Origin of the sequence: Roseateles sp. 22389 (assembly GCF_052044995.1) — a bacterium.
Classification (GTDB): Bacteria; Pseudomonadota; Gammaproteobacteria; order Burkholderiales; family Burkholderiaceae_C; genus Roseateles.
The window spans coordinates 34,908-60,449 of sequence record NZ_JBQEOF010000021.1; the positions used below are offsets into that span (position 1 = coordinate 34,908).

The 25,542-nt window shown below is 69.4% G+C and carries 27 protein-coding genes; 7 read left to right on the forward strand and 20 right to left on the reverse strand.

Features of this window, described 5'->3' with window-relative positions; genetic code table 11:
• A partial coding sequence (locus tag ACTJKJ_RS22745) for a GntR family transcriptional regulator (protein ID WP_440822255.1) occupies positions 1 to 226 on the reverse strand: 226 nt, incomplete at its 3' end.
• A gap of 57 nt (positions 227 to 283) precedes the next feature.
• On the opposite strand from ACTJKJ_RS22745, the gene ACTJKJ_RS22750 reads away from it, so the two are divergent.
• The 3 genes from ACTJKJ_RS22750 (at position 284) to ACTJKJ_RS22760 (ending at position 2,494) form a co-directional block, all read left to right on the forward strand.
• Positions 284 to 1,093, forward strand: a complete 810-nt coding sequence (locus tag ACTJKJ_RS22750; protein ID WP_297383969.1) for a hypothetical protein — start codon at positions 284 to 286, stop codon at positions 1,091 to 1,093.
• A 38-nt stretch (positions 1,094 to 1,131) separates the two neighbouring features.
• Positions 1,132 to 1,533: a tautomerase family protein gene (locus tag ACTJKJ_RS22755; protein WP_297383971.1), complete on the forward strand. Its 402-nt coding sequence runs from the start codon at positions 1,132 to 1,134 to the stop codon at positions 1,531 to 1,533.
• A gap of 202 nt (positions 1,534 to 1,735) precedes the next feature.
• Entirely contained in the window at positions 1,736 to 2,494 is a 759-nt protein-coding gene (locus ACTJKJ_RS22760; RefSeq protein ID WP_175538498.1) for a DUF481 domain-containing protein, read from the forward strand.
• Between the two features lie 9 nt (positions 2,495 to 2,503).
• Here ACTJKJ_RS22760 and ACTJKJ_RS22765 read toward each other — a convergent pair whose 3' ends face one another.
• Together ACTJKJ_RS22765 and def are read right to left on the reverse strand one after the other, a co-directional pair.
• On the reverse strand, positions 2,504 to 4,582 hold the full coding sequence (locus ACTJKJ_RS22765; protein WP_440822259.1) for a DUF6600 domain-containing protein: 2,079 nt from the start codon (positions 4,580 to 4,582) through the stop codon (positions 2,504 to 2,506).
• A 171-nt stretch (positions 4,583 to 4,753) separates the two neighbouring features.
• On the reverse strand, positions 4,754 to 5,290 hold the full coding sequence (gene def, locus ACTJKJ_RS22770) for a peptide deformylase (protein ID WP_440822261.1): 537 nt from the start codon (positions 5,288 to 5,290) through the stop codon (positions 4,754 to 4,756).
• 162 nt (positions 5,291 to 5,452) lie between these two features.
• Between def and ACTJKJ_RS22775 the strand changes: the two genes are divergently transcribed.
• The gene (locus ACTJKJ_RS22775; protein ID WP_440822263.1) at positions 5,453 to 6,463 is read left to right on the forward strand and encodes an MBL fold metallo-hydrolase; all 1,011 of its coding nucleotides are present in this window, start codon (positions 5,453 to 5,455) and stop codon (positions 6,461 to 6,463) included.
• Here ACTJKJ_RS22775 and ntrC read toward each other — a convergent pair.
• From ntrC to ACTJKJ_RS22825, 10 genes are all read right to left on the reverse strand, one after another.
• Positions 6,447 to 7,940 carry a nitrogen regulation protein NR(I) gene (gene ntrC / locus ACTJKJ_RS22780; RefSeq protein ID WP_091734091.1) on the reverse strand — a complete coding sequence of 498 codons (1,494 nt, stop codon included), beginning with the start codon at positions 7,938 to 7,940 and terminating at the stop codon, positions 6,447 to 6,449. The genes ACTJKJ_RS22775 and ntrC overlap by 17 nt on opposite strands.
• Positions 7,941 to 7,982: 42 nt before the next feature.
• Positions 7,983 to 9,086, reverse strand: a complete 1,104-nt coding sequence (gene glnL / locus ACTJKJ_RS22785) for a nitrogen regulation protein NR(II) (RefSeq protein ID WP_343607665.1) — start codon at positions 9,084 to 9,086, stop codon at positions 7,983 to 7,985.
• Between the two features lie 72 nt (positions 9,087 to 9,158).
• Positions 9,159 to 9,689, reverse strand: a complete 531-nt coding sequence (locus ACTJKJ_RS22790; RefSeq protein ID WP_440822266.1) for a hypothetical protein — start codon at positions 9,687 to 9,689, stop codon at positions 9,159 to 9,161.
• A gap of 219 nt (positions 9,690 to 9,908) precedes the next feature.
• Positions 9,909 to 11,327 carry a type I glutamate--ammonia ligase gene (gene glnA, locus ACTJKJ_RS22795; protein ID WP_147241287.1) on the reverse strand — a complete coding sequence of 473 codons (1,419 nt, stop codon included), beginning with the start codon at positions 11,325 to 11,327 and terminating at the stop codon, positions 9,909 to 9,911.
• 241 nt (positions 11,328 to 11,568) lie between these two features.
• Complete coding sequence (locus ACTJKJ_RS22800) at positions 11,569 to 12,363, reverse strand: competence/damage-inducible protein A (RefSeq protein ID WP_440822268.1); 795 nt, start codon at positions 12,361 to 12,363, stop codon at positions 11,569 to 11,571.
• 83 nt (positions 12,364 to 12,446) lie between these two features.
• Positions 12,447 to 13,382, reverse strand: a complete 936-nt coding sequence (locus ACTJKJ_RS22805; RefSeq protein WP_440822270.1) for an EI24 domain-containing protein — start codon at positions 13,380 to 13,382, stop codon at positions 12,447 to 12,449.
• Entirely contained in the window at positions 13,379 to 14,434 is a 1,056-nt protein-coding gene (locus ACTJKJ_RS22810) for a sterol desaturase family protein (protein ID WP_440822272.1), read from the reverse strand. The genes ACTJKJ_RS22805 and ACTJKJ_RS22810 overlap by 4 nt, the downstream gene beginning before the upstream one ends.
• Positions 14,435 to 14,489: 55 nt before the next feature.
• Positions 14,490 to 15,401: a polysaccharide deacetylase family protein gene (locus ACTJKJ_RS22815; protein ID WP_440822321.1), complete on the reverse strand. Its 912-nt coding sequence runs from the start codon at positions 15,399 to 15,401 to the stop codon at positions 14,490 to 14,492.
• An 88-nt stretch (positions 15,402 to 15,489) separates the two neighbouring features.
• Positions 15,490 to 16,500 carry a YncE family protein gene (locus ACTJKJ_RS22820; RefSeq protein ID WP_141225480.1) on the reverse strand — a complete coding sequence of 337 codons (1,011 nt, stop codon included), beginning with the start codon at positions 16,498 to 16,500 and terminating at the stop codon, positions 15,490 to 15,492.
• A gap of 284 nt (positions 16,501 to 16,784) precedes the next feature.
• Positions 16,785 to 17,597: a TIGR00266 family protein gene (locus tag ACTJKJ_RS22825; protein ID WP_099863502.1), complete on the reverse strand. Its 813-nt coding sequence runs from the start codon at positions 17,595 to 17,597 to the stop codon at positions 16,785 to 16,787.
• Positions 17,598 to 17,680: 83 nt separating this feature from the next.
• On the opposite strand from ACTJKJ_RS22825, the gene ACTJKJ_RS22830 reads away from it, so the two are divergent.
• On the forward strand, positions 17,681 to 18,487 hold the full coding sequence (locus ACTJKJ_RS22830; protein ID WP_091734193.1) for an IclR family transcriptional regulator domain-containing protein: 807 nt from the start codon (positions 17,681 to 17,683) through the stop codon (positions 18,485 to 18,487).
• Positions 18,488 to 18,531: 44 nt separating this feature from the next.
• Here the strand turns inward: ACTJKJ_RS22830 and phbB are convergent, their stop codons facing one another.
• The 3 genes from phbB to phaC all read right to left on the reverse strand — a co-directional run bounded on the left by phbB (position 18,532) and on the right by phaC (position 22,385).
• On the reverse strand, positions 18,532 to 19,269 hold the full coding sequence (gene phbB / locus ACTJKJ_RS22835) for an acetoacetyl-CoA reductase (RefSeq protein ID WP_099863503.1): 738 nt from the start codon (positions 19,267 to 19,269) through the stop codon (positions 18,532 to 18,534).
• Between the two features lie 97 nt (positions 19,270 to 19,366).
• Positions 19,367 to 20,554, reverse strand: a complete 1,188-nt coding sequence (locus tag ACTJKJ_RS22840) for an acetyl-CoA C-acetyltransferase (RefSeq protein ID WP_091734106.1) — start codon at positions 20,552 to 20,554, stop codon at positions 19,367 to 19,369.
• Positions 20,555 to 20,636: 82 nt separating this feature from the next.
• A complete protein-coding gene (gene phaC / locus ACTJKJ_RS22845) occupies positions 20,637 to 22,385 on the reverse strand; it encodes a class I poly(R)-hydroxyalkanoic acid synthase (protein ID WP_297383996.1) in 1,749 nt (582 codons plus the stop codon).
• 150 nt (positions 22,386 to 22,535) lie between these two features.
• Here phaC and ACTJKJ_RS22850 point away from each other — a divergent pair, with 150 nt between their 5' ends.
• Positions 22,536 to 22,874 carry a hypothetical protein gene (locus tag ACTJKJ_RS22850; protein ID WP_297384052.1) on the forward strand — a complete coding sequence of 113 codons (339 nt, stop codon included), beginning with the start codon at positions 22,536 to 22,538 and terminating at the stop codon, positions 22,872 to 22,874.
• Here the strand turns inward: ACTJKJ_RS22850 and pgeF are convergent.
• Both pgeF and maiA read right to left on the reverse strand, forming a co-directional pair.
• The gene (gene pgeF / locus ACTJKJ_RS22855) at positions 22,794 to 23,609 is read right to left on the reverse strand and encodes a peptidoglycan editing factor PgeF (protein ID WP_297383998.1); all 816 of its coding nucleotides are present in this window, start codon (positions 23,607 to 23,609) and stop codon (positions 22,794 to 22,796) included. The genes ACTJKJ_RS22850 and pgeF overlap by 81 nt on opposite strands.
• Positions 23,610 to 23,628: 19 nt before the next feature.
• Positions 23,629 to 24,267 (reverse strand): maleylacetoacetate isomerase, encoded by a 639-nt coding sequence (gene maiA, locus ACTJKJ_RS22860; protein WP_297384054.1) that lies wholly within the window; start codon positions 24,265 to 24,267, stop codon positions 23,629 to 23,631.
• Between the two features lie 54 nt (positions 24,268 to 24,321).
• Between maiA and ACTJKJ_RS22865 the strand changes: the two genes are divergently transcribed.
• Positions 24,322 to 24,870, forward strand: a complete 549-nt coding sequence (locus tag ACTJKJ_RS22865) for an NUDIX hydrolase (RefSeq protein ID WP_183492321.1) — start codon at positions 24,322 to 24,324, stop codon at positions 24,868 to 24,870.
• A 4-nt stretch (positions 24,871 to 24,874) separates the two neighbouring features.
• Here ACTJKJ_RS22865 and ACTJKJ_RS22870 read toward each other — a convergent pair whose 3' ends face one another.
• Together ACTJKJ_RS22870 and ACTJKJ_RS22875 are read right to left on the reverse strand one after the other, a co-directional pair.
• Entirely contained in the window at positions 24,875 to 25,171 is a 297-nt protein-coding gene (locus tag ACTJKJ_RS22870) for a type II toxin-antitoxin system RelE/ParE family toxin (protein ID WP_440822278.1), read from the reverse strand.
• On the reverse strand, positions 25,168 to 25,500 hold the full coding sequence (locus tag ACTJKJ_RS22875; protein WP_297384000.1) for a hypothetical protein: 333 nt from the start codon (positions 25,498 to 25,500) through the stop codon (positions 25,168 to 25,170). Before ACTJKJ_RS22875 ends, ACTJKJ_RS22870 begins: the two co-directional genes overlap by 4 nt.
• Positions 25,501 to 25,542 lie beyond the last annotated feature (42 nt).

Consider the following 25,542-nt stretch of genomic DNA (forward strand, 5'->3'; position numbering starts at 1 on the left):
CGCGCGCCTGGGCGTGGCCTTCCGCCACCAGCAGGTCGTAGGCGGCAACCACCGTGTTGCGGCCGACGCCCAGCACCTCGGCCAGGCGCCGCGTGGACGGCAGCGCGAAGCCCGCCGGCAGTTGCCGCTCCAGGATCGCCGCCCGCAGCTGACGATGCAGCGAGCGGGTCAGCCCGCCATTGCGGACGTCGTCCAGGTCCAGTTCAAAGGGCAGAACTGGTTCCATGAGATTGGTCGAAACTGGCGCTTTCATCGGGCCAGCGTATCCGTAGAGTACCGACTCATGCAACACCACCTCTGCGACACCTGCGGCACGCAATTCGCGCTCAGCGACGCGCCGCCACGCGCTTGCCCGATCTGCCAGGACGACCGTCAGTACGTCGGCTGGAGCGGCCAGCACTGGACCACCCATGAGGCGCTGGCCACGCGCTTCAAGCTGCGCATCGGCGAGGACGACGGCCTGCCGGCCTTCGCGGTGGCGGGCAGCTTCGCCATCCCGCAGCGCGTGCTGCTGCTGCCCACCGAAGCCGGCAACGTCCTGTGGGAATCGCTGAGCCTGGTCACCGGCGAGGCCGTCGCCGCGCTGCGCGAACGCGGCGGCGTCGACCGGATCGTGATCTCGCATCCCCACTTCTATTCGTCGATGGTGCAGTGGAGCGAGGCTCTCGGCGGCGTGCCCATCCTGCTGCATCACAACGACCGCGCCTGGGTGCAGCGGCCCGCGCGCTGCATCGAGCACTGGCAGGGCGACCGGCTGAGCCTGGGCGCCGGGGTCACGCTGGTGCGCACCGGCGGCCACTTCCCCGGCAGCACGGCGCTGCACTGGGCCACCGGGCCGCGCGGCGGCGGGGCGCTGTTCGTCGGCGATTCGCCGCAGGTCGCATCGAACCGGCGCAGCGTGAGCTTCCTGTACAGCTCGCCGAACTTCGTGCCGCTCGGGCCGCGCGAGGTGATGGCGATGCGCGAGCGCCTCGCCGGCCTGGCCTATGACGATGTGTATGGCTACAGCTGGGGGCGCAACATCATCGGCGGCGCACAAGCCGCGGTGGAGGCCTCGTTCGACCGCCACCTCCAGATCATGACCACGGCCTGAACCTGCCTGAATCCGCCTGAACCGAAGAAGGAGCCCCCATGCCACTCGTCCGCATCTCCCTGCTCAAGGGCAAGTCCCGCGAGCATGTGCGCGCGATCGCCGACAGCGTCCACCAGGGCCTGATCGACGCCTACAAGATCCCGCCCGATGACCGCTTCCAGCTGATCGATCAGCATGACCCGGAGGACTTCATCTTCGATGCCGGTTACCTGGGCATCCATCGCAGCAGCGACGTGGTGTTCATCCACCTGGTGGCCGGCAACTGGCGCGACACGGCGCAGAAGCAGGCGCTCTACCAGGCCATCGCCGACCGGCTGGCCATCAGCCCCGGCCTGCGGCGCGAGGACGTGCAGATCGTGCTGAGTTCCAACCAGCGCGACGAGTGGTCCTTCGGCAACGGTGTGGCCTCCTACGTGAAGGCGGACGGCACCGGTCCATGACCGACGCGTTCTAAGCGGCGCGCTCCTGCCTGCGGTCCGCGTGGCAAGGCCCTGGCCTGCCGCCATTTCGTTTCCCTGGCGGCATGGATGTAAGCCCTTGTGATCAGCGGGCGGCCAGATGCAAGCAAACGCGCGCTGAGCGCGCGCCGGGACCGGAGGTTGCCGCGTCCAGCGCATGTTTTCTCCTCTGAAAGGACCCGACATGCCGCCGACGCGACTCCTTGCCACCGCCTGCCTCGCCGCCGCGCCGCTGCTCTCCTTCGCCCAGGTCACCGTCAAGAACGACGGCCAGTGGCGCGCCCTGTTCACCGCCGGCGCGAGCGTCTCCTCCGGCAACAGCGACTCGACCACCGTCAACCTGAGCGGCGAAGCCGTCAAGGCGAGCACCACCGACAAGCTCTCGCTCAACGGCCGTGCGATGTACCTCAAGGACGACGATTCGGACTCCGAGCAGCGCTACGCCTTCGGCGCGCATTACCAGCGCGATCTCACCGATCGCATCTTCGGTTTCGGCCAGTTCGACGCGCTCAAGGACGAGCCGGCCAACCTGTCCTCGCGGCTGTCGGTGGGCGGCGGCGCCGGTTACCACCTGATCAAGCGCGACGACCTGACCTGGGATGTCTCCGGCGGTCTCGGCTACACGCACGAGCGCTACGTCGCGCCCGCCATCGTCGATGGCGTCACCCGCAGCCGCTACGGCAACCTCGAGGTGCTGCTGGCCGAGGAGTCCAACCACAAGGTCTCCGACAACACGACGCTCAAGCAGCGGCTCGCCTATCTGCCCGACCTGCGCAACAGCGGCGAGTACCGCGCGACCTTCGACGGCGGCCTGTCGGTCGCGATGACCAAGCGCCTGAGCTTGACCGCCACCGTCCAGCACCGCTACGACAGCAATCCCGGCGAAGGCCTCAAGAAGAACGACACGCTGTTCATCACCGGCGTGTCGTTCAGGATCGACTGAGCCCGGCGCTCAGCGTTCCATCTGGCGCGGGCCGGGTTCGCCGCGACCGCGCGGCGGTTCCGCACGCGGCGCCGGCGTTGGTGCCGGACGGGATGGCTCGGCGCGCGGTGCCGGCGCAGGCGCCGCCGGGCGTGGGGCCTCCATGCGCGGTTGCGGCTGCGGCATCGGACGCGGCGCCTCCACGCGCGGCTGCTCCATCCGAGGCTGTTCCATCCGCGGCTGCGGACGCTCGAAGCGAGGCTGCTCGGCGCGCGGCGGCTCGAAGCGCGGGGACTCCACGCGCGGTTGCTCGATCCGCGCCGGCGGCGCCACGCGCACCGGATCCTGGCGTTCGGGCCCTTGCCAGTCGCGGCCACGGTGGCCCCAGTCGCCCCGGCCGTTGCCGCGATCGTTACCGCGATCGTTAGCGCGATCGTTGCCATGGTCGTTGCGCTCCGCGCCGTCCTGGCCGCGCGGACGCCACGGATCCCGGTCACCTTCACGTCGCTCGGATGGACGCTGGACGTCCGGACCACGCTGCGGCACCACCGTCTGTGCCGCCGGTGACGGCGCGGCCGTGGGCAGCTGGGGTCGGACGGTGGCCGCGTCGGGTTCCGGTCGGATCACGCCGCGCACTGGCCGGCTGTCGCCGGGGCGTGCGTCGCCGATGTTGTCCGGACGGCCATCGCCATTGCGGTCGAGGTAAGGCCGACCTTCGCGGCCATCGGGGCGACCATCCGGGCGGCCGTCACGGTCGCGGTCGATGAACGGTCGGCCGTCCGGGCGGCTGTCGGCCTGCCCGCCCGGCCGCGGCGGCCAGGAGCGCTGCGGCTGCAGCGCCGTGGCGGGCAGCGGCGCGGCCACCGGCCGTTGCGTGAACAGGGCGCCATGCTCGCGTTCATGGCGGTAGTACGGCGGGCGTTCGCCCGGCCGGACGACGGTCGCGGGATTCGGCCCCGGATTGACCCGGCGCCAATAGGCCTGGCTGTAGCGGTAGGACGGCGTCCACGCCTCGCGCGGCGCCAGCGGCACCCAGCCACCGTAGCGCGGCGGCGGCGGACGACGTCCGCCCCCGACGACCACGCCGACCGAGATCCCCGGCCCCACCCAGCCCACCAGCGCCGGCGCGTAGGCCGGCCGGCGCACGTAGGGCCCCGGCACCCAGCACCAGCGGTCGCGCCAGTAGGCCCAGCGGCCGTAGTGGAAGGGCGCGAAGCCCCAGGGCATGTCGTCGACCCAGGTGTAGCCCCAGCGCGCGCTCCACACCCAGCGGCCGTAGCGGTACGGCGCCCAGTCGGCCACGACCACCGTCGGCACCCACACCGCGCCGTAGTCGGGGCTCTGCTCCCAGGCGCCGTAGCGCGCCAGGTCCTCGGCGCCGGTCATCTCGGGAGAGACATAGGGCACGGGCGTGCCGCTGCCCACCAGCGGCTGCGCGCCGAGGTCACGGTTGTCCTCGAGGATCAGCCGCGCGAAGCCATCCTGCTGCAGCGGTTGGCGCTCGGTGCGCGGGCCGTTGTCCCACCAGAACTCGGCCTGCTCGTTCGTGCCGAGCCAGACCGGCTGCGCGTCGGTCGCGCGCGAGTCGAAACGCAGCTTGCCCTGCCAGGCCTGCGCCTCGCTGCCGCGATCCAGCTGCGAGACGCGGTACAGGCCCTCGCGCTCGAAGCCGAAGCGGCCTTCCAGCGTGCGCAGCGTCCATTCATCCGCCGACTCCTGGCCGCGCACGCGCAGCCCCACGCCGCCCTTGACGATCTGCACCGCGATGCGGGAATCGGCGAGCGCGTTGAACTCGATCTCGCTGCGCTGGTCCATCCACAGCGTCGCCGTCCCGATCGTCACCGTGGCGCCGCTGCCGTCGTCGGCGCGCAGGCGGTCGCCCTCGCCGACGGTCTGGTTGCGGTGCATCTGCACCCATTCGCGCTCTTCGGCGTCGTACAGCCAGACGGTGCCGGTCATCTCGGCCAGTCGTCCGGCGCGGGACGGGGGATCCGCCCAGGCCGGCGCATGCGCCAGCGCCGCGGCCAGCGTGAGCAGCAGCATCGCCAGGGTCATCAGCCAACGCGCCCTCGGCACGCCGGCCGGCCATCGATTCAGGGACTCAGTCATGACCAGTAGCCTCCCCCGGAGGACGCCGGGGCTGCGGGACGCGGAGTTCCGCGATCGTTTTTTAACGCGGCGACGACAAGCCGGTGCACGGATGCTTACAACTTGTCGCCCTGTTGCCGAACCGTCAATCGGGCAGCGTACACCTGCGCCGGGGCCCGGCGCCGGGCCGCCTCAATCGTCGGTGTTCGGGTCCAGGCCCGGGAACAGGACCTCGGTGAAGCCGAAGCGGCTGAAGTCCTTGATCCGCATCGGATAGAGCGTGCCCACCAGGTGGTCGCATTCATGCTGGACGACGCGGGCATGGAAGCCCTCGGCCTCGCGGTCGATCAGGCCGCCGAAGGCGTCGAAGCCGCGATAGCGGATGCGGCTCAGCCGCGGCACCACGCCGCGCAGGCCCGGCACGGACAGGCAGCCTTCCCAACCCTCCTCGGTCTCGTCGGTCAGCGGCTCGATCGTCGGGTTGATCAGCACCGTCATCGGCACCGGCGGCGCCTCCGGGTAGCGCTCGTTGCGCTGGAAACCGAACACGACCACCTGCAGGTCCACGCCGATCTGCGGCGCGGCCAGGCCGGCGCCGTTGGCGGCCTTCATCGTGTCGAACATGTCCTCGAGCAGCGCGCGCAGCGCCGGCGTGTCGAAGGCCTCGACCGGCTGGGCATGGCGCAGCAGGCGGGGATCGCCCATCTTCAGGATCTCTCGAACGGCCATGGCGGGGTCCTCAATGCGGTGGGCTTCCGGGGAAGCGTGGGAACGGGCGAACGGGGAACGGGAGCAGGAGCGCGGAAAGAGCGCGTCCTGCGCGCGACGGCGCCCAAGGGCGGCATCGCGTAACCTGCGGGCCATTCTAAGAACCCGACCCGGAGACCTCCCGTGAGCGACAACACCGCCCTGCCCCCGGCCCCGGCATCGCTGCCGGCCTACCTGGAAGCGCTCGGCCCCGGCCTCTATGCCGTGGACACCGCCTTCCAGCGCGACCACTTCGATGCCGCCTTCCTGGTCGTGGACGGCGGCCGGGCGGCCTTCATCGACACCGGCACGCGCCATGCGCTGCCGCGGCTGCTCGGCGCGCTGGAGGCGCTGGGCCTGCCGCGCGAGGCGGTGGACTGGGTGATCCCGACGCACGTGCACCTGGACCACGCCGGCGGCGTCGGGCCGCTGATGGCGGCGCTGCCGTCGGCCACGATGCTGGTGCACCCACGGGGGCTGCGGCACATGGTCGATCCCTCGGCGCTGTGGGCCGGCGCGTTGGCCGTCTACGGCGAGGAAGAGATGCGCCGCTCCTACGGCGAGCTGGTCGGCGTGCCGGAGTCGCGCGCCCAGGCCAGCAGCGACGAGCAGCGCATCGCCGTGGGCGCGCGCACGCTGCGGCTGATCGACACGCCGGGACATGCGCGGCACCACCACTGCCTGTGGGACGACGCCAGCGGCGGCTGGTTCACCGGCGACACCTTCGGCCTGTCCTACCGCGAATTCGACGATCCCGAGCGGGGCGCCTGGATCCTGCCGACCAGCACGCCGGTGCAGTTCGAACCCGACGCGCTGCGCGACTCCATCCGCCGGATGATGGCGACGCGGCCGTCACGCATGTACCTGACGCACTACAGCGCCGTCGGCCGCGATGCGGCGGACGTCGAGCGCCTGGCGGCGCTGCTGCTGTCGCAGATCGACGAGATGGTCGCGATCGCGAGCGGCCTGAAGGACGCGCCCGATCGGCATGCCGCGCTCAAGCGCGAGCTGCTCGCGATGTTCCAGCGCCGGGTGCGCGAGCACCTCGGCGACCGGATGGCGCCCACGCGCGTGGCCGCCCTGCTGGCGATGGACGTCGAGCTCAACGCCCAGGGACTGGGCGTGTGGCTGGACCGCCTCACGCGTCGAGGTTGAGCTCCTGGATCTTGCGCGTGATGGTGTTGCGGCCGATGCCCAGCTTCTGCGCGGCCTCGATGCGGCGGCCGCGGGTCAGGTCCAGCGCGGTCAGGATCAGGCTGGCCTCGAAGCGACGGGTCAGCACGTCCCAGACGTTGGGCTCGCCGGCCGCGAGCAGCCGGCGCGCCTCGCGCGCCATCTCGGCGATCCAGGCGTCGGGCGACGGCGGGATCGGGACCGCCGGCAAGGGCAGCGGTGCCGCCGCGCCGGCGCCGGTCAGGCCGCTCGCGAGCGGCACCACCTCGGCCGAGAGCCCGCCCGAGGGCGCCGCGTGCGCGCCCGGCGTCGCGAGCAGCTCCTGCGGCAGGTCCTTGGCCTCGACCACCAGGCTGGGTGCCATCACGCTCAGCCAGTGGCAGATGTTCTCCAGCTGCCGCACGTTGCCCGGGAAGTCGAAACCGACCAGGCGCTGCAGCGCCGCCTCGGACAGCCGCTTCGGCTCGACGCCGAGCTCGCCCGCGCTGCGCTGCAGGAAGTAGCGCGCCAGCAGCGGCACGTCCTCGCGGCGCTCGCGCAGCGGCGGCAGCCGCAGGCGGATCACGTTCAGGCGGTGGAACAGGTCCTCGCGGAAGCGGCCTTCCTTGACCAGCGTCTCCAGGTTCTGGTGCGTCGCCGCGACGACGCGCACATTGGCCTTCTGCGGGCTGTGGCCGCCGACGCGATAGAACTGGCCATCGGACAGCACGCGCAGCAGCCGCGTCTGCAGGTCCAGCGGCATGTCGCCGATCTCGTCGAGGAAGAGCGTGCCGCCCTCGGCCTGCTCGAAGCGGCCGCGCCGCGTCGCCTGCGCGCCGGTGAACGCGCCGCGCTCATGGCCGAAAAGTTCCGACTCCAGCAGGTCCTTGGGGATCGCCGCGGTGTTGATCGCGACGAACGGCCCTTCCGCGCGCGGGCTGTGCTTGTGCAGCGCGCGCGCCACCAGCTCCTTGCCCGAGCCCGACTCGCCGGTGATCAGCACCGTCACGTGGCTCTGGCTCAGGCGGCCGATCGCGCGGAACACATCCTGCATCGCCGGCGCCTGGCCCAGCATCTCGGGCATCTGCACCTGCTCGGCCTCGCCGACCGCCTCGCGCTGGCTCTCCTCCTGCGCGCGCCGGATCAGCTCGACCGCGCGCGGCAGGTCGAAGGGCTTGGGCAGGTATTCGAAAGCCCCGCCCTGGAAGGCGCTGACCGCGCTGTCCAGGTCCGAGTAGGCCGTCATGATGATCACCGGCAGACCCGGCAGCTGCTTCTTGACCGTGGTCAGCAGCTCCAGGCCGGAGCCGCCCGGCATGCGGATGTCCGACACCAGCACTTGCGGCGTGTCGTCCTCCAGCGCCGCCAGCACGTCGCGCGTCTGGCTGAAGCTGCGCACCGGCAGCCCTTCGCGCGTGAGCGCCTTCTCGAGAACAAAACGGATCGAATGGTCGTCGTCAACAATCCAGATCGACTTCATCTATGGCTCCCCTTTTCCCCGTTGTCGACTTGTGGCCGCGGCTCAGGGCAAAGGCAGGGTGATTCGGAAATCGGTCCGGCCCGGCTGGCTGTCGCAGTCGATCATCCCCTGGTGCTGTTGGGCGATCGTCTGCGCCAGCGTCAACCCGAGACCGGAACCGCCATCCCTCCCTGAAACCAGCGGAAAGAAGATGCGGTCCTTGATCTCCTCGGGCACGCCCGGGCCGTTGTCCTCGACATGCAATTCCAATGCCAAGCGCCAGCGCTGCTTGCCGATCGTCACCTGCCGGGCCACCCGTGTGCGCAGGGCGATGACCGCGTCGCCGGCAGCGATGCGCTCGTGCAGCGCCTGCGCCGCGTTCTGGACGATGTTGAGCACCGCCTGGATCAGCTGCTCGCGGTCGCCACGGAAGTCGGGCAGCGAGATGTCGTAGTCGCGCTGCAGCGTCAGCCCGCGCGGGTACTGCGCCAGCACCAGCGAGCGCACCCGCTCGCAGATCTCGTGGATGTTGACATCGCCCACCACCTGCGCGCGCCGGTGCGGCGCCAGCAGCCGGTCCACCAGCGACTGCAGCCGGTCGGCCTCGTGGATGATGACCTCGGTGTATTCCTCGAGCTCGCCCCACAGGTCGGTGGGCTGCAGCTCCAGCGCCAGCAGCTGCGCCGCGCCGCGGATGCCGCCCAGCGGGTTCTTGATCTCGTGCGCGAGGTTGCGCGTCAGTTCCTTGATCGAGTGGACCTGGTCGAGGTTGCGTTCCTCGCGGTCCTGGCGCGTCTGCTGCGCGTTCTCGATCAGCTCGATCACCAGCCGCTGCGGATCGTCCGTCTGGCTGACGATGACATGCACCGGCAGCAGGTCGTCATGGGTGCGCGGCCCGCGGCGGATGGTCGCGTCGAAGCGCGAGCTGGAGAAGGCGTTGCGGCTGACTTCCTCCAGCGCCTCGACCAGGCGGCCGGTGTCGGTGAACCACTCCAGCAGGTTGCTGCCCTGCACCGCGCGGCGCGGCAGGTTGAACAGCGTCTCGACCGCGGTGTTGGCGAACTCGCAGGTGCCGTCGGGACGGACCACGGCGACCAGCGTCGCCAGGAGATCGAAGCACGCGAACGGCTCGTCGGGGGAAACGGGGGAAACGGGTTTGGGATTCATGCGGTGTCGCCCTCGTCGCCGTCGTCGCCAATGACGCGCGACACCGCGGCGGTGCTCCCCGCCGATCCCCGTTCAGAGGTTGGGCGGCGGCAGCTTCGCGAGCTCGCGCTTGATGGCCTGGACGTCGGCCTCCTGGCGCGAGACGGAGGCCTTGAGCTCGGTCGTGCGGTCCAGGTATTTCTGGTAGTTGCGCTCGTCGCCACGGCGCTCGGGCTGGCCGTTGTTGTACTCCTGCTGGAGCTTGGCGAGCTTGCCTTCGGCTTCGCGCAGTTCCTGCTCGAGGATGCGGCGGCGATCGTCGTCGCGCACGCGCTGGTCCTTGGCATCGACCTTGAGGTCACCTTGCGTCCCCGAGGCCGACACCGTCGGCGAACGCGGCTTGACCGGCGCGATCACCGAGATCGGCGTGCCCTCGATGCTGCGGCAGCCCTTCTCGGCGGCCTCCTTCGCGGACAGCGCGTCGGTGTACAGCACCGGCGGTCCGGGGCAGCGGTACACCACGCCCTGCGCCCCGGCAGAACCGGCGGCCATGGCCGCCATCGCGACCAGCACCAGCGCCGGCCATTCCCGTCCCACCCGCTTCTTCTGCAGCGTCATCTGCATTCCCTGCTTCCAACTGACCAGAGCCGGGAGGCATTGTGACGCAATCGGTCGCCGATGGGCATGGCGCCATGCGGAAGCGCTGTTGCCAGGTGTAGGGCTGTGGAGCGTCGGACACGCCGCGGCAAAGCAAAAGGGACGGCCATGGCCGTCCCTGCGCGCGGTGGCAAGCGTGCGGAGCGGGCCGTGCCTGGGCGGTCATGGCGCGCTCCGCGCTTGCGATCACAGCGAGTAGTACATGTCGAACTCGACCGGGTGGGTGGTCATGCGGAAGCGCTGGACTTCCTGCATCTTCAGCTCGATGTAGGCATCGATGAAGCTGTCGGTGAACACGCCGCCCTTGGTCAGGAACGCGCGGTCCTTGTCCAGGTAGTCCAGCGCCTGGTCCAGCGAGTGGCAGACGGTCGGGATCTTCGCGTCTTCTTCCGGCGGCAGGTGGTACAGGTCCTTCGTGGCGGCTTCGCCCGGATGGATCTTGTTCTCGACGCCGTCCAGGCCCGCCATCAGCAGCGCGGCGAAGCACAGGTAGGGGTTGGCCGAGGGATCCGGGAAGCGCGCCTCGATGCGGCGGCCCTTCGGGTTGGCGACGTAGGGGATGCGGATCGAGGCCGAGCGGTTCTTGGCCGAGTAGGCCAGCTTCACCGGGGCTTCGAAGCCGGGCACCAGGCGCTTGTACGAGTTGGTGCCGGGGTTGGTGATGGCATTGAGCGCGCGGGCGTGCTTGATGATGCCGCCGATGTAGTACAGCGCGAAGTCGCTCAGGCCCGCGTAGCCGTCGCCGGCGAACAGGTTCTTGCCGTCCTTCCAGACCGACTGGTGCACGTGCATGCCCGAGCCGTTGTCGCCGACGATGGGCTTCGGCATGAAGGTGGCCGTCTTGCCGTAGGCGTGCGCGACGTTCTGGATGATGTACTTCTGCAGCTGCAGCCAGTCGGCGCGTTGCACCAGCGAGCTGAACTTGGTGCCGATCTCCATCTGGCCGGCGTTGGCGACCTCGTGGTGGTGGACTTCGACGGGGATGCCCATCTGTTCCAGGATCAGGCACATCTCCGAGCGCATGTCCTGGCCGCTGTCGACCGGGGGCACCGGGAAGTAGCCGCCCTTGACGGTGGGACGATAGCCGCTGTTGCCGTGCTCGTAGTCCTTGCCGGTGTTCCAGGCGGCTTCTTCCGATTCGATCTTCACGAACGAGCCGGACATGTCCACGTTCCAGCGCACGCTGTCGAAGATGAAGAACTCGGGTTCCGGGCCGAAGTAGGCGGTGTCGCCCAGGCCGGAGGACTTCAGGTAGGCCTCGGCGCGACGGGCCAGCGAGCGCGGGTCGCGCTCATAGGCCTTGCCGTCGGTCGGGTCGATGACGTCGCAGGACAGGATCAGCGTCGGCTCTTCGAAGAAGGGGTCGATGTTGGCCGTGTTCGGATCCGGGATCAGCAGCATGTCCGAGGCTTCGATGCCCTTCCAGCCGGCGATCGAGGAGCCGTCGAAGGCATGGCCCGACTGGAACTTGTCCTCGTCGAAATGGGAGACGGGCACGGTCACGTGCTGCTCTTTGCCGCGGGTGTCGGTGAAGCGGAAGTCGACGAACTTGACTTCGTGCTCCTTCACCATGTTCATCACGTCGGCGACGGTCTTGGTGGCCATCAATCACTCCTAGGGGGGCTGGATGAGAAAGAAAGAGTCGTGGGGCTTCGGCCCAGCGCGGACGATTTAGCAGTTTGCATGCCAGCGGATGGCAATCCGGTGACAGCCAGGCGCCAGACCGGTGCATGAGGCGCAAGCCCTTGATGCCGAACGCGCCACCCGAGGGCAATGCCCGTCGTTCAGAGCACAGCGACGCCTGGGCGATCTCCGCATGATCCGGACCGAAGCCCGAATCGGTGCATCATCGCACCAACTCGGTGCTGATGACAGCACCAAATTGGACAACGCCCGCGCGCAGGGCCTCGTAGGCGGCGTCCATGGCCGCCGCATCGCCCTTGACGCCCAGTTCGATGTGGCGTCCCCACTGCGGGTGATCGACGCTGGGCAGCGAGAACACCTTGATGCCGGGGAACTCGGATTCGATCCGCTCCATCAGCGGGGTCAGGCTGGCTTCCATGGCGCCCTGGACGATCAGCGAGCGCTCGCGCGTGCCGACCGCGCGGTGCAGCTCGGCATGGCGGTGGTCCAGCACCCACTCGATCATCGGATGGGCCATCACCGGGAAGCCGGGGACGAAGTAGGCCGTGCCGACCGAGAAGCCGGGGATCTTGTTGTACGGATTCGGAATGATGGCCGCGCCCTGCGGGAACACGCCCATCTCCATGCGACGCAGGGTGTCGGGGTGCTCGCGCTCGGGCGTCGTGCCCTGCTCCGCCGCCATCTGCTGAACGCGTTGCCAGATCAGCTCGGCCGCCTCCGGATGCAGCTCGAGCGGCCGCCCCAGCGCCGCGGCGGCGGCCTGACGCGTGTGGTCGTCGGGCGTCGCGCCGATGCCGCCGCAGCTGAAGAACAGGTCGCCGCTGGCGAAGGCGGCCCGGTACTCGCGCACCAGTTGCTCCCGGTCGTCGCCCAGGTACTTCGCCCAGGCCAGCGACAGGCCGCGCGCGCCCAGCAACTCGATCACCTTGGACAGGTGCTTGTCCTGGCGCTTCCCGGACAGGATCTCGTCGCCAATGATGAAGAGGCCGATGTTCATGCGGGTTCCTGCGAAAACGTGGGAGCGGAAAGCCAATGAAGGCGATGAAAGCGGTCGCGGCGCGCTCGGCGCGCCGGCCGGCTTCAGAGCGGCGAAGGCCGGTTCTCGATCTCGGGCGGCGGCGTCGGGTCCTCGGCATCCAGGGGCGGCGCCGTCGCATAGTTGGCGGGCAACGCGTCCATCACCGGATCGGGCGCGCGTTCGGCGCGGGTGTCGGCGCGGCGCATCTCCTGCAGCGCGGCCAGCGCGTAATGCGAGAACCACAGCGAGCTGAAGGCGAACACCAGCGTGTAGAGCCAGACCGACACCAGGATCAGCACCGGCGCGAAGGCGATCGTCAACGCGCCCATCGCCCAGATCGCCGCCGGCGCCGCGCCCAGGTAGCCCGTCGCCAGGCCCAGCAGCAGCAGCGGCAGCCGGTGCTCGGCCAGCAGGCGGCGGCGCTCGGGCGCGGACGCATGTTCGGCCAGCACGTCGAAGGTGAACACGCGGTAGCCCAGCCAGCCCCAGATCAGCGGCGGCAGGATCAGCGCCAGCGGCGGGATCAGCCAGAACGGCAGCGACGCCACCAGCAGCACGACGCACAGCAGCGTGTGGCCCAGCGACCAACTGAGGCTGGCCACGAAGCCGGCGCCGCGCTTGCGCTCCAGCCCCGCGAAACGGCGCTGCGCGACCAGGTCCACCATCGACGGCGTCATCAGCAGCGCCACCAGCAGCAGGCTCAGCACGACCAGCGCCGGCACGGCCATCGCCAGCACGATGATCGGCGCGAGCACCGTGCGGAAGGACGCGGCGCCGAGGCTGTCCAGCCACTTGAGCAGGCCGTCGATCAGGCTCCAGGACTCGAGCGTCGCGCGCACGCCGGCGACGGCGGCTTCCCAGAAGAAGTAGCCGAGCCCGAACGCCAGCGCCGCCGACACGATCAGCGGCAGCAGCGACAGGCCGATCACCCGCGGATGCAGGCAGTACGCGGCCGCCCGCCAGAACGCGTCCGCGATGCGGCTCATCGGCTTGATCATCCCTGGTTCCCTCCAGCCGGCGCCTGGCCGGCGATGTCCATCGTCGCGCCGCCGGGCGGCAGGGCGCCGCCTCCGGGCGCGGCCGCGATCTTGTCACGTCCGGCGAGGCGCTTCAGCCCCAGCCACTGCTGGGCCCAGAAGCCGCGGCCGTAGTCGCGGCCGCCCTCTTCCGGCAACTGGTCGCGCACGCCGGTCGGGTCCCAGCGGTCCTCGAAGTTGGCGGTGCGGAACAGCACGTCCCAGATCGGGAACATGACCGCGAAGTTGTGGCCGCCCAGCGTGCCGCGGCCGAAGCCTTCATGGCCGATGCCGATCGAGTGATGCAGGCGGTGGAAACGCGGGCTCACCAGCAGACGCTCGCCGATCGCGCCGAAGCTCAGCCGCAGGTTGGCGTGCTGCAGGTTCTCCAGCAGCTGCGAGATCGCGACCAGCGCGACGAACTGGCCGGGCCCGACGCCGATCAGCACCGCCGTCAGCGCGACCGCGCTGTCGATCAGCAGGTCGTCCAGCAGGTGGTTGCGGCTGTCGCTCCACATCGTCATCTGGCGCTGGCTGTGATGCAGCGCATGCAGCGCCCACCACCAGTGCCATGAATGCTGCGCGCGATGCAGCCAGTACTGCAGCAGGTCGAAGGCCACCAGGTACAGCACGAAGCTGACCCAGGCCTGGTCGGTGACGCCGGGCCAGATCGCGTCGAGCTGGAAGGACGGCAGGCCGATCATGCGCATCTCGCCGACCAGGCTGTCGACCACCGGATCCAGCGAGAAGAACATCGCCAGCCGGAACACGCCCAGCCGCTGGATCAGCGTGTAGACGATGTCGATGCGGATCGCATGGCGATCGGTGACCGCCTCGGCGGGCCGCCAGCGCTGCAACGAACCGATCACCGCCAGCATCACGACGATCTGGATCAGGCCCACCAGCAGCCAGCCGGTCGCGTCGAAGGCGTCCTCCAGCAGGTTGCCGTAGCCCAGGTGGAAGACGACCGGTTGAATGACGCTCTCGAACAGCGCCTGCTGCGCCTGTGCGAACAGATCGGTGAGCCAGTCCATCACGCTGTCGGTCCTTCCATGAATCGGTGGATCGCGTCCGTGCCGCCCGCGCGCCTCAGCGCTTCAGGGCGTCCTTCGGCCCGGCGGGCCCGGGGGTGGCCGGCACAGCCGAAAGGCCGGCCGGAACGCCAACCGGCACGCCGCTCGCGGCCGCCTTCGCGACCGCCTCCTGCGGCCGGCGCATCCAGGCGACGTAATCCGGATGATCGCGCAAGGGCGCGAAGCACATGCCCCGGGATTTCAAGCCTTGCAGCAGCGGCTCCAGCACCGCCGGCGCCCACGGGTCCTGGCGCGACCAGATGCCCAGGTGCGCCATCAGGATGTCGCCCGGCTTGACGCGCCGCAGCGCCTGGTCGAGCAGCGCGGGGTTGGGGTACTTGTCGCTGGGCAGTTCGTCGCCGAGGAAGCCGGAGGCACTCCAGCCCACGTGCCGGAATCCGCAGGCCTGCGCCGCCGCGAGCAGCGCCGGCGAGGTGCGTCCGGCCGGCGCGCGGAAGATCATCGACATCGGCCGGCCGGTCATCTCGAGGAAGCGGCGCGCGGGGCGCTTGAGTTCCTCGCAGTACTCGGCCGCGCTCAGCACGACGTTCTGCGGCACCTGCTCGCCGGCGGCGCGCTTGAAGCGGAACCGGCCGTCGGGCAGGTCCGCCGACCAGGCGTCGTGGAACCAGGTGTGCGAGCCGAAATCGTGGCCCTGCGCAGCGAGCTGCTTCCACCACGGCGCCCACTTGTCGTCGAGCGTCTGCCCGCCGTCCATGGTCGGCTCCTGGGCGAGGAAGAAGGTCGCCTTCGCGTCGAAGCGCCGCAGCGTGTCGACGATCAGCGGCGCCACGCCCATGTGGCCGGTGTCGAACGTGAGGTAGACGGGCTTGTCGCAGGGAGCCGGCGCCGGGGCCGAGGCGCCCTGCGGCTGCGCCTGCGCCACCACCGTCAGGCCGAGGGCGAGCGCCACGGCGGGACGCGCCAGGCGACCGGGGCGCGCCGGATGTTCCGGACGCGCCGGACAACGCGGGACGAACAGGATCTTCACGGCCAGGGCCCTCGTCAGCCGGCGCTCACTGGCGCGGCATCTGGTCCAGCGTCCAGACGCCGTGCGGCGACTTGCCGACCTTGACCTGCTGCAGGATCTGCTTGGTCTGCAGGTCCATCACGGTGAGCTTGCGCGCCCAGCGCGAGGTGAACATCAGCGTGCGGCCGTCGGTCAGGATCTCCATGTCGTCCGGACCGCCGGGCGCCTTGAAGGTGTCGACCACCTTGAAGTCCGCCAGCGCGATCTTGCTGATCGTGTTGGCCGCGCGGTTGCTCACCAGCACATGCTTGCGGTCGCCCAGCGCGCGGAACGAATGCGCGCCGTCGCCGGTCTCGAGCTTCTTGACCAGCCGCGGCTGCGCGCCGCCGACGTCGTAGACCTCGACGCTGCGCTCGCCGGTGAGCGCCACCAGCAGGTACTTGTCGTCGGGCGTCAGGTAGAGGTCGGCCGGCAGCTTGCCGACGGGGATCTTCCAGCGCGGCGCCATCGTGTTCAGGTCGATGGCCAGCAGCTCCGAGCTGTCCTGCAGGCTGGCGTAGACGACGCTGCTCTTCGTGTCGATGGACAGGTGGCTCGGCGTCTTGGGGGCGGAGAAGCGCTTGAACAGCGCCAGCGGCTGCGCCGCGTTCTGCGGCTGCCACTTGTAGATGTCGACGTGATCCAGGCGGTTGCCGGCCAGCACCAGCCACTTCATGTCGGGCGAGAAGCGCAGGTGATAGGGGTCGGGGATGCCGTGGACGGTGCGCTGCACCTCGGCCGTGACCGGGTCCAGGAAGGTCAGCGAGTCGCCCAGCGCGTTGGCCACGACCATGGTCTTGCGGTCGGGCGTCAGGTAGAGGTGGTGCGGCTCCTTGCCGGTCGGGATGCGCTTGACCTGGCGGAAGTCCTTCGGATCGATCACGCTGACGTCGGCGTCCAGCGAGTTCAGCACGAAGATGGGACTGCCGGTGGTGGCCAGCGCCGACGGCGCCGCGATCGACGCGCTCAGCGCCACGGCCAGGGCGGCCAGCAGCGGCCGCGCGAGGGAAGACAGCATGGAGATCCTCAACAGGGAGATGCCCGGCGAGCCAGGCGGCACGCAGCCCTCAAGTGTAGGCGGGTTCTCCCTAGGCCCGACCCGGAACAGCGCCGCCAAGGCCCGCCTGATGCGGGTTTCGGGCGGACCTGGGCGTCAGGCAGGCGGCGTCGAAGCGGCGCGTTCACGCGCGGACGCGGCGGGCGTCGGAGCGGGTGGAGCGCACCGCCGCCGTTGCATCCCGTTGCGGAAGACTTGCCGCCAGGGTTGCGGCAAGTCTGCGCATCGCGAACTTCTTGGGCCGGTTACTCGTCGTCGCCGCCGAGCAGGCCGCCCAGCAGGCCACCGGTGGCGAAGCCGCCCAGCACCGAGCCCTCCTCGCGCGCGCCGCCGCGCTGCGGGGCCGCGGCGAAGACGCGCGACGCCAGGCGCGAGAACGGCAGGCTCTGCAGCCAGACCTCGCCCGGGCCGGTCATCTTGGCCAGGAACAGGCCTTCGCCGCCGAACAGGGCGGTCTTGATCTTGCCCACGTACTGGATCTCGAAACTCACGCTCGGCGTGTAGGCGACGACGCAGCCGGTGTCCACCAGCAGCGTCTGGCCCGGTTGCAGCGTGCGACGAACCACGGTTCCGCCCGCATGCACGAACGCCAGCCCATCACCCTCGAGCTTCTGCATGATGAAACCTTCACCACCGAAGAAGCCAGTCGACAGCCGCTGCTGCAGCGCGATGCCCAGAGACACGCCGCGGGCCGCGCACAGGAACGCGTCCTTCTGGCAGATCAGCGTGCCGCCGAGCTTGCCCAGCTCCATCGGCAGGATCTTGCCGGGGTACGGCGCCGCGAAAGCGACGCGCTGCTTGCCATGAGCCTGGTTCGTGTAGACCGTGGTGAACAGCGATTCACCGGTCACCAGCCGCTTGCCGGCACCGAGCAACTTTCCGAAGAAGCCGCCCTGGTTGGCGGAACCATCGCCGAACACCGTGTCCATGCCGATGCCGGCATCCATGAACATCATGCTGCCGGCCTCGCCGATGGCAGCTTCGCCGGGGTCGAGTTCGACCTCCACGAACTGCATCTCGGCACCCTTGATTTCGTAGTCGACAACGTCCATCGCCATGGTGTTCACCCTCTGTCACATCACAAAGAAACGGGCGCGATATTAACGTTTCGCGGCCTTTCTATACTGCGGTCATGACGCCCATGTCCCCTGACGAAAGCGCACCCCTCACTCCCTTGAAACCCGGCGACAGCTACGTGCAATCCTTCGCGCGCGGCCTGTCGGTGATCCGGACCTTCGACAGCCACCACGCCCGGCAGACCCTGACCGAGGTGGCCAAGCGCTGCGGCCTGACGCGCGCCGGCGCGCGCCGCATCCTGCTGACGCTCCAGACGCTGGGCTACGTCCGTTCCGAGGGGCGGATGTTCGAGTTGACGCCGAAGATCCTGGACCTCGGCTTCGCCTACCTGTCCTCGCAGCCGCTGTGGCGCTTCGCCGAGCCGATCGCGATGCAGCTGGCCAACGACGTGCGGGAATCGGTCTCCATCGCGGTGCTCGACGGCGACGACGCGGTCTTCGTGCTGCGCGTGCCGATGCGCAAGGTGCTGTCGGACCCGATGGGCGTGGGCAGCCGGCTGCCGGCATGGGCCACAGCCACCGGCCGCGTGCTGCTGGCGGCACTTCCCGTCGAGGAACGCGAAGCCCGGCTGGCGCAGGTGCAACTGGCGCGTCGCGCGGTCAACACCGTGCGCACGCCGGAGGAGCTGCGCGCCGCGGTCGAGCAGGCCCGGCGCCAGCATTGGTGCCTGGTGGACCAGGAACTCGAGGACGGCGTGCTGACCGTGGCCGCGCCGATCGCCGGCCGCGATGGCAAGGTCGTCGCGGCGATCAACATCAGCACCCATGCGTCGCGGACGCCGCCGCAGGTGCTGCTCGAGCAGGGACTGCCCAAGCTGCAGGCGGCGGCGCAGAGCCTGTCGCAGCTGCTGGTGTTGATGAAGAAGGACTGATCGCGCCGCGGAGCCCAGTCCACAGGACTGGGCTCGGTCCCTTCTCACCCCATGTGCAGGCCGCCGTTGCAGCTGAAGTCCGCCCCGGTGGTGAACCCGGACGACTCTCCCGCCAGCCAGCCGACGATGGAGGCGATCTCCTCCGGCTCGCCCAGGCGCTTGACCGGGATGCCGGCGACGATCTTCTCCAGCACGTCCGGTCGCACCGCCTTGACCATGTCGGTGCCGATGTAGCCCGGGCTGACCGTGTTCACCGTGACGCCCTTGGCGGCGAGTTCCTGCGCCAGTGCCATCGTGAAGCCATGCATGCCGGCCTTGGCCGCCGAGTAGTTGGTCTGGCCCGCCTGCCCCTTCTCGCCGTTGACCGACGAGATGTTGATGATGCGGCCCCATCCCTTGTCCACCATGCCGGGCACCACCTGCTTGGTGACGTTGAACATGCTGTTCAGGTTGGTGTCGATGACGGTGTCCCACTCGTCGCGGGTCATCTTCAGGAACATGCGGTCCTTGGTCACGCCCGCGTTGTTGACCAGCACATCGATCTTGCCGTGCTCGGCGATCGCGCGGTCGAAGGCCGCGACGGTCGAGTCCCAGTCGGCCACGTTGCCGACCGACGCATGGAAGGTGTAGCCCAGCGCGGACTGCTCCGCCAACCACTTGGCATGGTCGCGGCTGGGGCCGCAACCGGCGATGACCTTGAAGCCATCCTTGTGGAGGCGCTGGCAGATGGCGGTGCCGATGCCGCCCATTCCGCCGGTGACGTATGCAACTTTCTGACTCATCTTGCTTGCCTCCTGAAGGGCCCGCCGGGCCGCCGCGTCCGCGGCCGGGGTGCCTGGAATGTCGGAACGGATACGACGCGCGAAAGGAAATCCGCGCTCAGCGCTCGACGCACAGGGCCACGCCCATGCCGCCGCCGATGCACAGGCTGGCGATGCCCTTCCTGGCATCGCGCTTGATCATCTCGTGCAGCAGCGTCACCAGGATCCGGGCGCCGGACGCGCCGATCGGATGACCCAGCGCGATCGCGCCGCCGTTGACGTTGACCTTGCTCAGGTCCCAGCCCATCTCCTGATGGACGGCGCAGGCCTGCGCGGCGAAGGCCTCGTTGATCTCGAGCAGGTCCAGGTCCTTGGCCTGCCAGCCGGCGCGCTCCAGCGCCTTCCGCGACGCCGGCACCGGGCCCATGCCCATGGTCTTGGGATCCACGCCGGCGCTCGCGTAGGACGCGATCCGCGCCAGCGGCGTCAGTCCCAGCGCCTTCGCCTTCGCATCGGTCATCAGCACCAGGCCGGCCGCGCCGTCGTTCAGGCCCGACGCGTTGCCGGCGGTCACCGAGCCCGCCTTGTCGAAGGCCGGCTTCAGGCCCGCGAGCGCCTCGGCGGTCGACTTGCGGTTGATGAACTCGTCCGCCGCGAAGACGACCGGATCGCCCTTCTTCTGCGGAATGGTCACCGGCACGATCTCGGCGGTGAAGCGGCCGGCGTCCTGCGCCGCCGCGGCCTTCTGCTGGCTGGCCAGCGCCAGCTCGTCCTGCTGCGCGCGGCTGACGTGATACTCCTTGGCCACGTTCTCGGCGGTGATGCCCATGTGGTACTGGTTGTACACATCCCACAGGCCGTCGACGATCATCGTGTCCACGAGCTTCCAGTCGCCCATGCGCTGGCCGTCGCGCGAGCCCGGCAGCACGTGCGGTGCCAGGCTCATGCTCTCCTGGCCGCCGGCGATGACGATCTCGGAGTCGCCGTCGCGGATCGCCTGCGCCGCCAGCATCACGGCCTTCAGGCCGGAGCCGCAGACCTTGTTGATCGTCAGCGCCGGCACCGTGACCGGCAGGCCCGCCTTGATCACCGCCTGGCGCGCGGGGTTCTGGCCCACGCCCGCGGTCAGCACCTGTCCGAGGATGACCTCGTTGATCTGCTCGCCCTGCAGGCCGCTGCGGCGCAGCAGTTCCTGGATCACGATCGCGCCCAGCTCGCTGGCTGGCGTCTTCGACAGCGTCCCTCCGAACTTGCCGATCGGCGTGCGTGCCGCGGCGACGATGACGATGTCTTGCGGTGAACTCATGACTCGCTCCTCTTTCGAAACTGCTGAACTGCGGATGTCAGCGGGATGAAGGTGATGACTCCTGGACGCGGCGCGGGCGGCCTCACGCGCGCTGCTTCACATAACGGCCCGGCGCCGGCTCGATCGCCGCATGGCCGCGGCCGCCCGGCGCGCGCGGTGCCGCCTTCAGCGGGCCCGCGTGGCCGGCCAGCCACTGCGACCAGTCGGGCCACCAGCTGCCGGGATGCTCGGTGGCGTTCTGCAGCCATTGCTGAGGGTCGGCCGGCAGCGCCGTACCCTTGCCGATCCAGTGGCTGCGCTTCTTCTTCTCCGGCGGATTGATGACGCCGGCGATGTGCCCGGACGCGCCGAGCACGAAACGCCGCTTGCCCTTGAAGACCTGCGTGCTGCGGTAGGCGGCATCCCAGGGGACGATGTGGTCCTCGCGCGAGCCGTAGATGTAGACCGGCGCCTGGATCCGGCCGAGGTCGATCGCCTCGCCGCAGACGGTCAGGCGGCCCGGGATGCGCAGCTCGTTCTGCAGGTAGGTGTGGCGCAGGTACCAGCAGTACATCGGGCCCGGCAGGTTGGTCGCATCGCCGTTCCAGTACAGCAGGTCGAAGGCCGGCGGCGCGTCGCCCTTGAGGTAGTTGCCGACGACGTAGTTCCACACCAGGTCGTTCGGGCGCAGGAAGCTGAAGGTCGTCGCCAGCTCCTGGCCCTTGAGCAGGCCGGGCCCGCTCACCGCCTGGTCGCCCAGCGTCATCTCGCGCAGCTTCACCGCCTGTTCGTCGATGAACAAGTCCAGCACGCCGTTGCTGCTGAAGTCGATCAGCGTGGTCAGCAGCGTGACGCTCTCGGCGGGCTGTTGGCCTCTGGCGGCCAGCACCGCCAGCGCGGTCGCCAGGATGGTGCCGCCGACGCAGAAGCCCAGCGTGTTGATCGTCTCGGTCCCGGCGATCTCGCGCACCACCTCGATGGCCTTGATCGCGGCCTGGCCGATGTAGTCGTCCCAGGTCCAGTGCACGCAGTCCGCATCTGGGTTGCGCCAGCTCACCACGAAGGTGCGGTGGCCCTGCGCGACCGCGTGGCGGATCAGCGAGTTCTCCGGCTGCAGGTCGAGGATGTAGTACTTGTTGATGCAGGGCGGCACCATCAGCAGCGGCCGGGCATGCACCTTCGTGGTGAGCGGCTTGTACTCGAGCAGCTGGAAGAAGTCGTTCTCGAAGACCACGCTGCCTTCGGTCGTCGCGACGTTGCGGCCGACCTCGAAGGCCGATTCGTCGGTCTGCGACACATGGCCGCGCCGCACATCGGCCATCAGCAGCTGCAGGCCGCGGGCGAGGCTCTCGCCCTGCGTGTTCAGCGCGCGCTGCTGGGCCTCGGGATTGAGGGCGAGGAAGTTGCTCGGCGAGGCCGCGTCGATGAACTGCTGCACGGCGAAGCGGACGCGGGCGCGGGTCTTGTCGTCGCCCTGCACCTGCTCGGCCATGCGCTGCAGCGTCTTCGCATTGAGCAGGTAAAGCTGCGCGGTGAAATGGGCCAGACGGTTGCTGTTCCAGGAGGCGTCCGCGAAGCGGCGGTCCTTCAGCGCGGCGCCGGAGGCCGGTGCGCCATCGCTCGCGTGGGACTCGACAAGCGCCGCGTTCCAGAGCTCGCCGGCCTGGCGGAGATAGTCCGATTGCAGCTGCGACCAGGCGTCGGGCGCGACCTGCATGGCCTGCAGCTGCTTGAAGGCGTCGCCGAATCCATGCGACAGGCCGGCCGCGGCCTGCTGTGCCTGCTGGGCCCACTGCTCGAAACCGGGGAACGATGCGCCGGGGAATCCGGCCGCGGCGTTATTCGCGCTCATGTGTCTCCTCATGCCGACTTGAGCAAGAAGCTTGCCACAGCCGATCACCAGGATCACCGAGGTCGCTTCGCATATGCTCAGGCGCTTTGTAGCCCGTTCAGCTTACCCCCGCGTGACGATGATGTCGCCGATGACCCGAGGAATTTGCTGATGTATCTGGTGGTCATCGCCTGGATGTATGTGGTGCTGATGATGGCCGTGGCCGAGGCCTTCAGCCCGCAAGGCACGGTGCTCGGCGCGCTGGTCACGCTGGTGTTCTATGGCCTGCTGCCGCTCTCGATCGTGATGTACCTGATGGGCACGCCACGGCGGCGCGCCGCGCGCCGGCGGGCCGAGGCCGACGAAGCGGCTCAAGCGACGAAAGCGAATCAAGCCGACGAAGCCGCCACGGCGGCCCGCGCGCCGGCCTCACCGCAGCCGGATGACGGCGGCCATGCGGCCGCTGCGCAGCCCATCGACACGTTCGTGGCGGAACGAAAAGAATCGTGACGGCTCGCTCAAGGTGCACCAGCCGCCACCGCTGATCGCGCCCAGGCCCAGCGCCGCCAGCCTGCGCCGCGCCAGTCCGTAGAGATCGGCCCGCCAGCGCGGCTCGCCCTGCGCATTGGGCTCGAAGCGGAACAGCGGCTGGTCGGCGTGCACCGGCTCGGCACCGAAGGCCGTCAGCACGTCGGCGCCGACCTCGAAGCGCGCCGGGCCGATGCCCGCGCCCATCCAGGCCCGGATCTCGCGGGCGTCGCAGCCGGTCGCCTCGCGCATGGCGGCGACCGTGTTCTCCAGCACCCCACCGGCCAGGCCGCGCCAGCCCGCGTGCGCGGCGCCGACCACGCCCGGTCCGGCGAACAGCACCGGCAGGCAGTCCGCCACCATGACCGCGCAGGTCAGCGCGGGGTCGGTGCTGACGGCGGCGTCGGCGGGTTCGGGATCGGCGTCCGGCGCCGCATGCATGGCGCGCAGCCGCAACACCGTGGTCCCGTGAACCTGCTTCAGGAAGACCGGCTGACCGCCGATCGCGGCGGCGACGCGACGCCGGTTCTCGGCGACATGCGCCGGGTCGTCGCCCACCGACCGGCCCAGGTTCAGGCTTGCAAGGCCGCGCCGCTCGGCCGGCCCCTCCGCGCTGCCGCTGACGCCGCCAGCGCGCGTGGTCATGAACGCGACGACCTCGGGCACGGCCCAGTCGGGCCGCAGCCAGTCGGGATGCGGCGCATCGACGAAGTCCATCGGCCCGTCGCCCGCCGGCTCATTCCGCATCGGGACAGGCGCTGGGCTGCGTCTGGCGGAAGGCCTCCTGCGACATGCAGTTTTCGAAGATCGCCATGACCGTGGGCACGTGGTCGAGGCGGCAGTCGAAGCGCTGGGCGTTGAAGATCTGCGGCACCAGCACGCAATCGGCCATCGTGGGCGCATCGCCGAAGCAGAAGCGGCCGGCCCGGCCCTCCGCCTTCAGGCGCTGCTCGACCACGGCCAGCCCGCTTTCCACCCAGTGCTGGTACCAGCGGGTCTTGTTGTCGTCGCCGACGCCGAATTCCTTCACCAGGTAGCGCAGCACCCGCAGGTTGTTGAGCGGATGGATCTCGCAGGCGATGTCCTGCGACAGCGCGCGGATGTAGGCGCGGCACAGCGCGTCGCCGGGCAGCAGCGGGGGCTCGGGATGGACCTCGTCGAGGTACTCGATGATGGCCATCGACTGCGTGACGACGGCTTCGCCGTCCTTGAGCAGCGGCACCAGGCGCGAAGCCGACACGGCCGAATACGACTCGTTGAACTGCTCGTTCTTCGTGAGGTGCACCGACTTGTAGTCGAAGTCCAGGCCCTTGAGCGCCAGCGCGATGCGGACGCGGTAGGACGCGGACGAGCGGAAGTAGTTGTAGAGCTCCATGGCTGGCGATGATGCCACGGGGGGCCTGCGATGGAGGCCGCTACACTGCGCCCCATGTTCCAAGCGCGGCGCTACCAGCATTGCCCCACCTGCGGCGGCCAGATCGAATACCGCGTCCCGGCCGACGACAACCGGGAGCGGGCCACCTGCACCCAGTGCGGCGCGATCCATTACGAGAACCCGCTGAACGTCGTGGGCACCTTGCCGGTCTGGGGCGAACAGGTGCTGCTGTGCAAGCGCGCGATCGAGCCGCGACTGGGCAAGTGGACCTTGCCGGCCGGCTTCATGGAGCTGGGCGAGACGCTGGCCGAGGGCGCGCAGCGCGAGACGGTCGAGGAGGCCGGCGCGCGGATCGAGCTCGAGAACCTGTACTGCGTGATGAACGTGGTGCGCGTCGGCCAGGTCCACCTGTTCTACCGCGCCCGGCTGCTGAGCCCCGACTTCGATCCGGGCCCGGAGACGCTCGAGGCCCGGCTGTTCCACGAACACGAGATCCCCTGGGACGAGATCGCGTTCCACACGATCCGCGAAACGCTGCAGCGCTTCTTCGACGACCGCCGCAGCGGCAACGGGTATCCGTTGCATACGGCGGATATCGACTGACAGATCATCCGCCCGGACCATCTAGAACCGGCCTCAATTGAGCCGTGTGCCAGAACCCGGTGACGAGGATCGCCACGGACTCGATGACGTAGCGAAGCACATACCGTCGGCTTCGCCCAATGCCCCATTCCCGCTGGCGGGGGCCAACGCTGCGGCCGAATTCAGGATTCCGCGCAATCAACGACTCTGCGGCACGGACGTCGAGGAACAGCTGATCCGCTGCACCCAGATTGCGTTCCGCGAGATAGCGGCGTTGATGTTTGTATTGAGTTCGGGCTTCGCGGGACCAACGGACCCTCACTCCGCCTGCCTTTGCCGGCGCAGGATGTCCGCCATCATGGCGGCGTCTTCGGCTTCGATCTCTTCCTCTGGAACGAGATCGCCACGCAACGCGGCCTTGATGCTGTTGTCCTCCTGACGCTCCATGAGCACTTCATGGAGTGTCACATCAGGCTCGTCAGGATCCGTGCGCTCGACCCAGCGCTTGACGAGGAACTCGACGAGTTCGTCCATGTCGATCGTCAGGCGGCTCGCGAGCGCCTCGACGCGGGCCTTGATCTGCTCGTCAATCTGGACGTGGAAATCGACGCGCGGCATGAACGGCTCAAGGGGTTGGAGAACGGCGGACATTCTGCACCTGCTCTTTCAGCGACAAGAGGAAGGCGCGGATTC

Bases quoted from the DNA above. Each gene is read 5' to 3' on its own strand.
- ACTJKJ_RS22825 (WP_099863502.1), bottom strand. From the start codon at position 17,597: ATGGCGATGGACGTTGTCGACTACGAAATCAAGGGTGCCGAGATGCAG.
- ACTJKJ_RS22875 (WP_297384000.1), bottom strand. From the start codon at position 25,500: ATGTCCGCCGTTCTCCAACCCCTTGAGCCGTTCATGCCGCGCGTCGAT.
- ACTJKJ_RS22820 (WP_141225480.1), bottom strand. From the start codon at position 16,500: ATGCTGTCTTCCCTCGCGCGGCCGCTGCTGGCCGCCCTGGCCGTGGCG.
- ACTJKJ_RS22800 (WP_440822268.1), bottom strand. From the start codon at position 12,363: ATGAACATCGGCCTCTTCATCATTGGCGACGAGATCCTGTCCGGGAAG.
- ACTJKJ_RS22755 (WP_297383971.1), top strand. From the start codon at position 1,132: ATGCCACTCGTCCGCATCTCCCTGCTCAAGGGCAAGTCCCGCGAGCAT.
- maiA (WP_297384054.1), bottom strand. From the start codon at position 24,267: ATGGAGCTCTACAACTACTTCCGCTCGTCCGCGTCCTACCGCGTCCGC.
- phaC (WP_297383996.1), bottom strand. From the start codon at position 22,385: ATGAGCGCGAATAACGCCGCGGCCGGATTCCCCGGCGCATCGTTCCCC.
- ACTJKJ_RS22765 (WP_440822259.1), bottom strand. From the start codon at position 4,582: ATGACTGAGTCCCTGAATCGATGGCCGGCCGGCGTGCCGAGGGCGCGT.
- ntrC (WP_091734091.1), bottom strand. From the start codon at position 7,940: ATGAAGTCGATCTGGATTGTTGACGACGACCATTCGATCCGTTTTGTT.
- def (WP_440822261.1), bottom strand. From the start codon at position 5,290: ATGGCCGTTCGAGAGATCCTGAAGATGGGCGATCCCCGCCTGCTGCGC.
- ACTJKJ_RS22850 (WP_297384052.1), top strand. From the start codon at position 22,536: ATGTATCTGGTGGTCATCGCCTGGATGTATGTGGTGCTGATGATGGCC.
- ACTJKJ_RS22750 (WP_297383969.1), top strand. From the start codon at position 284: ATGCAACACCACCTCTGCGACACCTGCGGCACGCAATTCGCGCTCAGC.
- glnA (WP_147241287.1), bottom strand. From the start codon at position 11,327: ATGGCCACCAAGACCGTCGCCGACGTGATGAACATGGTGAAGGAGCAC.
- ACTJKJ_RS22810 (WP_440822272.1), bottom strand. From the start codon at position 14,434: ATGGACTGGCTCACCGATCTGTTCGCACAGGCGCAGCAGGCGCTGTTC.
- ACTJKJ_RS22760 (WP_175538498.1), top strand. From the start codon at position 1,736: ATGCCGCCGACGCGACTCCTTGCCACCGCCTGCCTCGCCGCCGCGCCG.
- ACTJKJ_RS22790 (WP_440822266.1), bottom strand. From the start codon at position 9,689: ATGCAGATGACGCTGCAGAAGAAGCGGGTGGGACGGGAATGGCCGGCG.
- ACTJKJ_RS22805 (WP_440822270.1), bottom strand. From the start codon at position 13,382: ATGATCAAGCCGATGAGCCGCATCGCGGACGCGTTCTGGCGGGCGGCC.
- pgeF (WP_297383998.1), bottom strand. From the start codon at position 23,609: ATGGACTTCGTCGATGCGCCGCATCCCGACTGGCTGCGGCCCGACTGG.
- ACTJKJ_RS22840 (WP_091734106.1), bottom strand. From the start codon at position 20,554: ATGAGTTCACCGCAAGACATCGTCATCGTCGCCGCGGCACGCACGCCG.
- glnL (WP_343607665.1), bottom strand. From the start codon at position 9,086: ATGAATCCCAAACCCGTTTCCCCCGTTTCCCCCGACGAGCCGTTCGCG.
- phbB (WP_099863503.1), bottom strand. From the start codon at position 19,269: ATGAGTCAGAAAGTTGCATACGTCACCGGCGGAATGGGCGGCATCGGC.
- ACTJKJ_RS22830 (WP_091734193.1), top strand. From the start codon at position 17,681: ATGTCCCCTGACGAAAGCGCACCCCTCACTCCCTTGAAACCCGGCGAC.
- ACTJKJ_RS22865 (WP_183492321.1), top strand. From the start codon at position 24,322: ATGTTCCAAGCGCGGCGCTACCAGCATTGCCCCACCTGCGGCGGCCAG.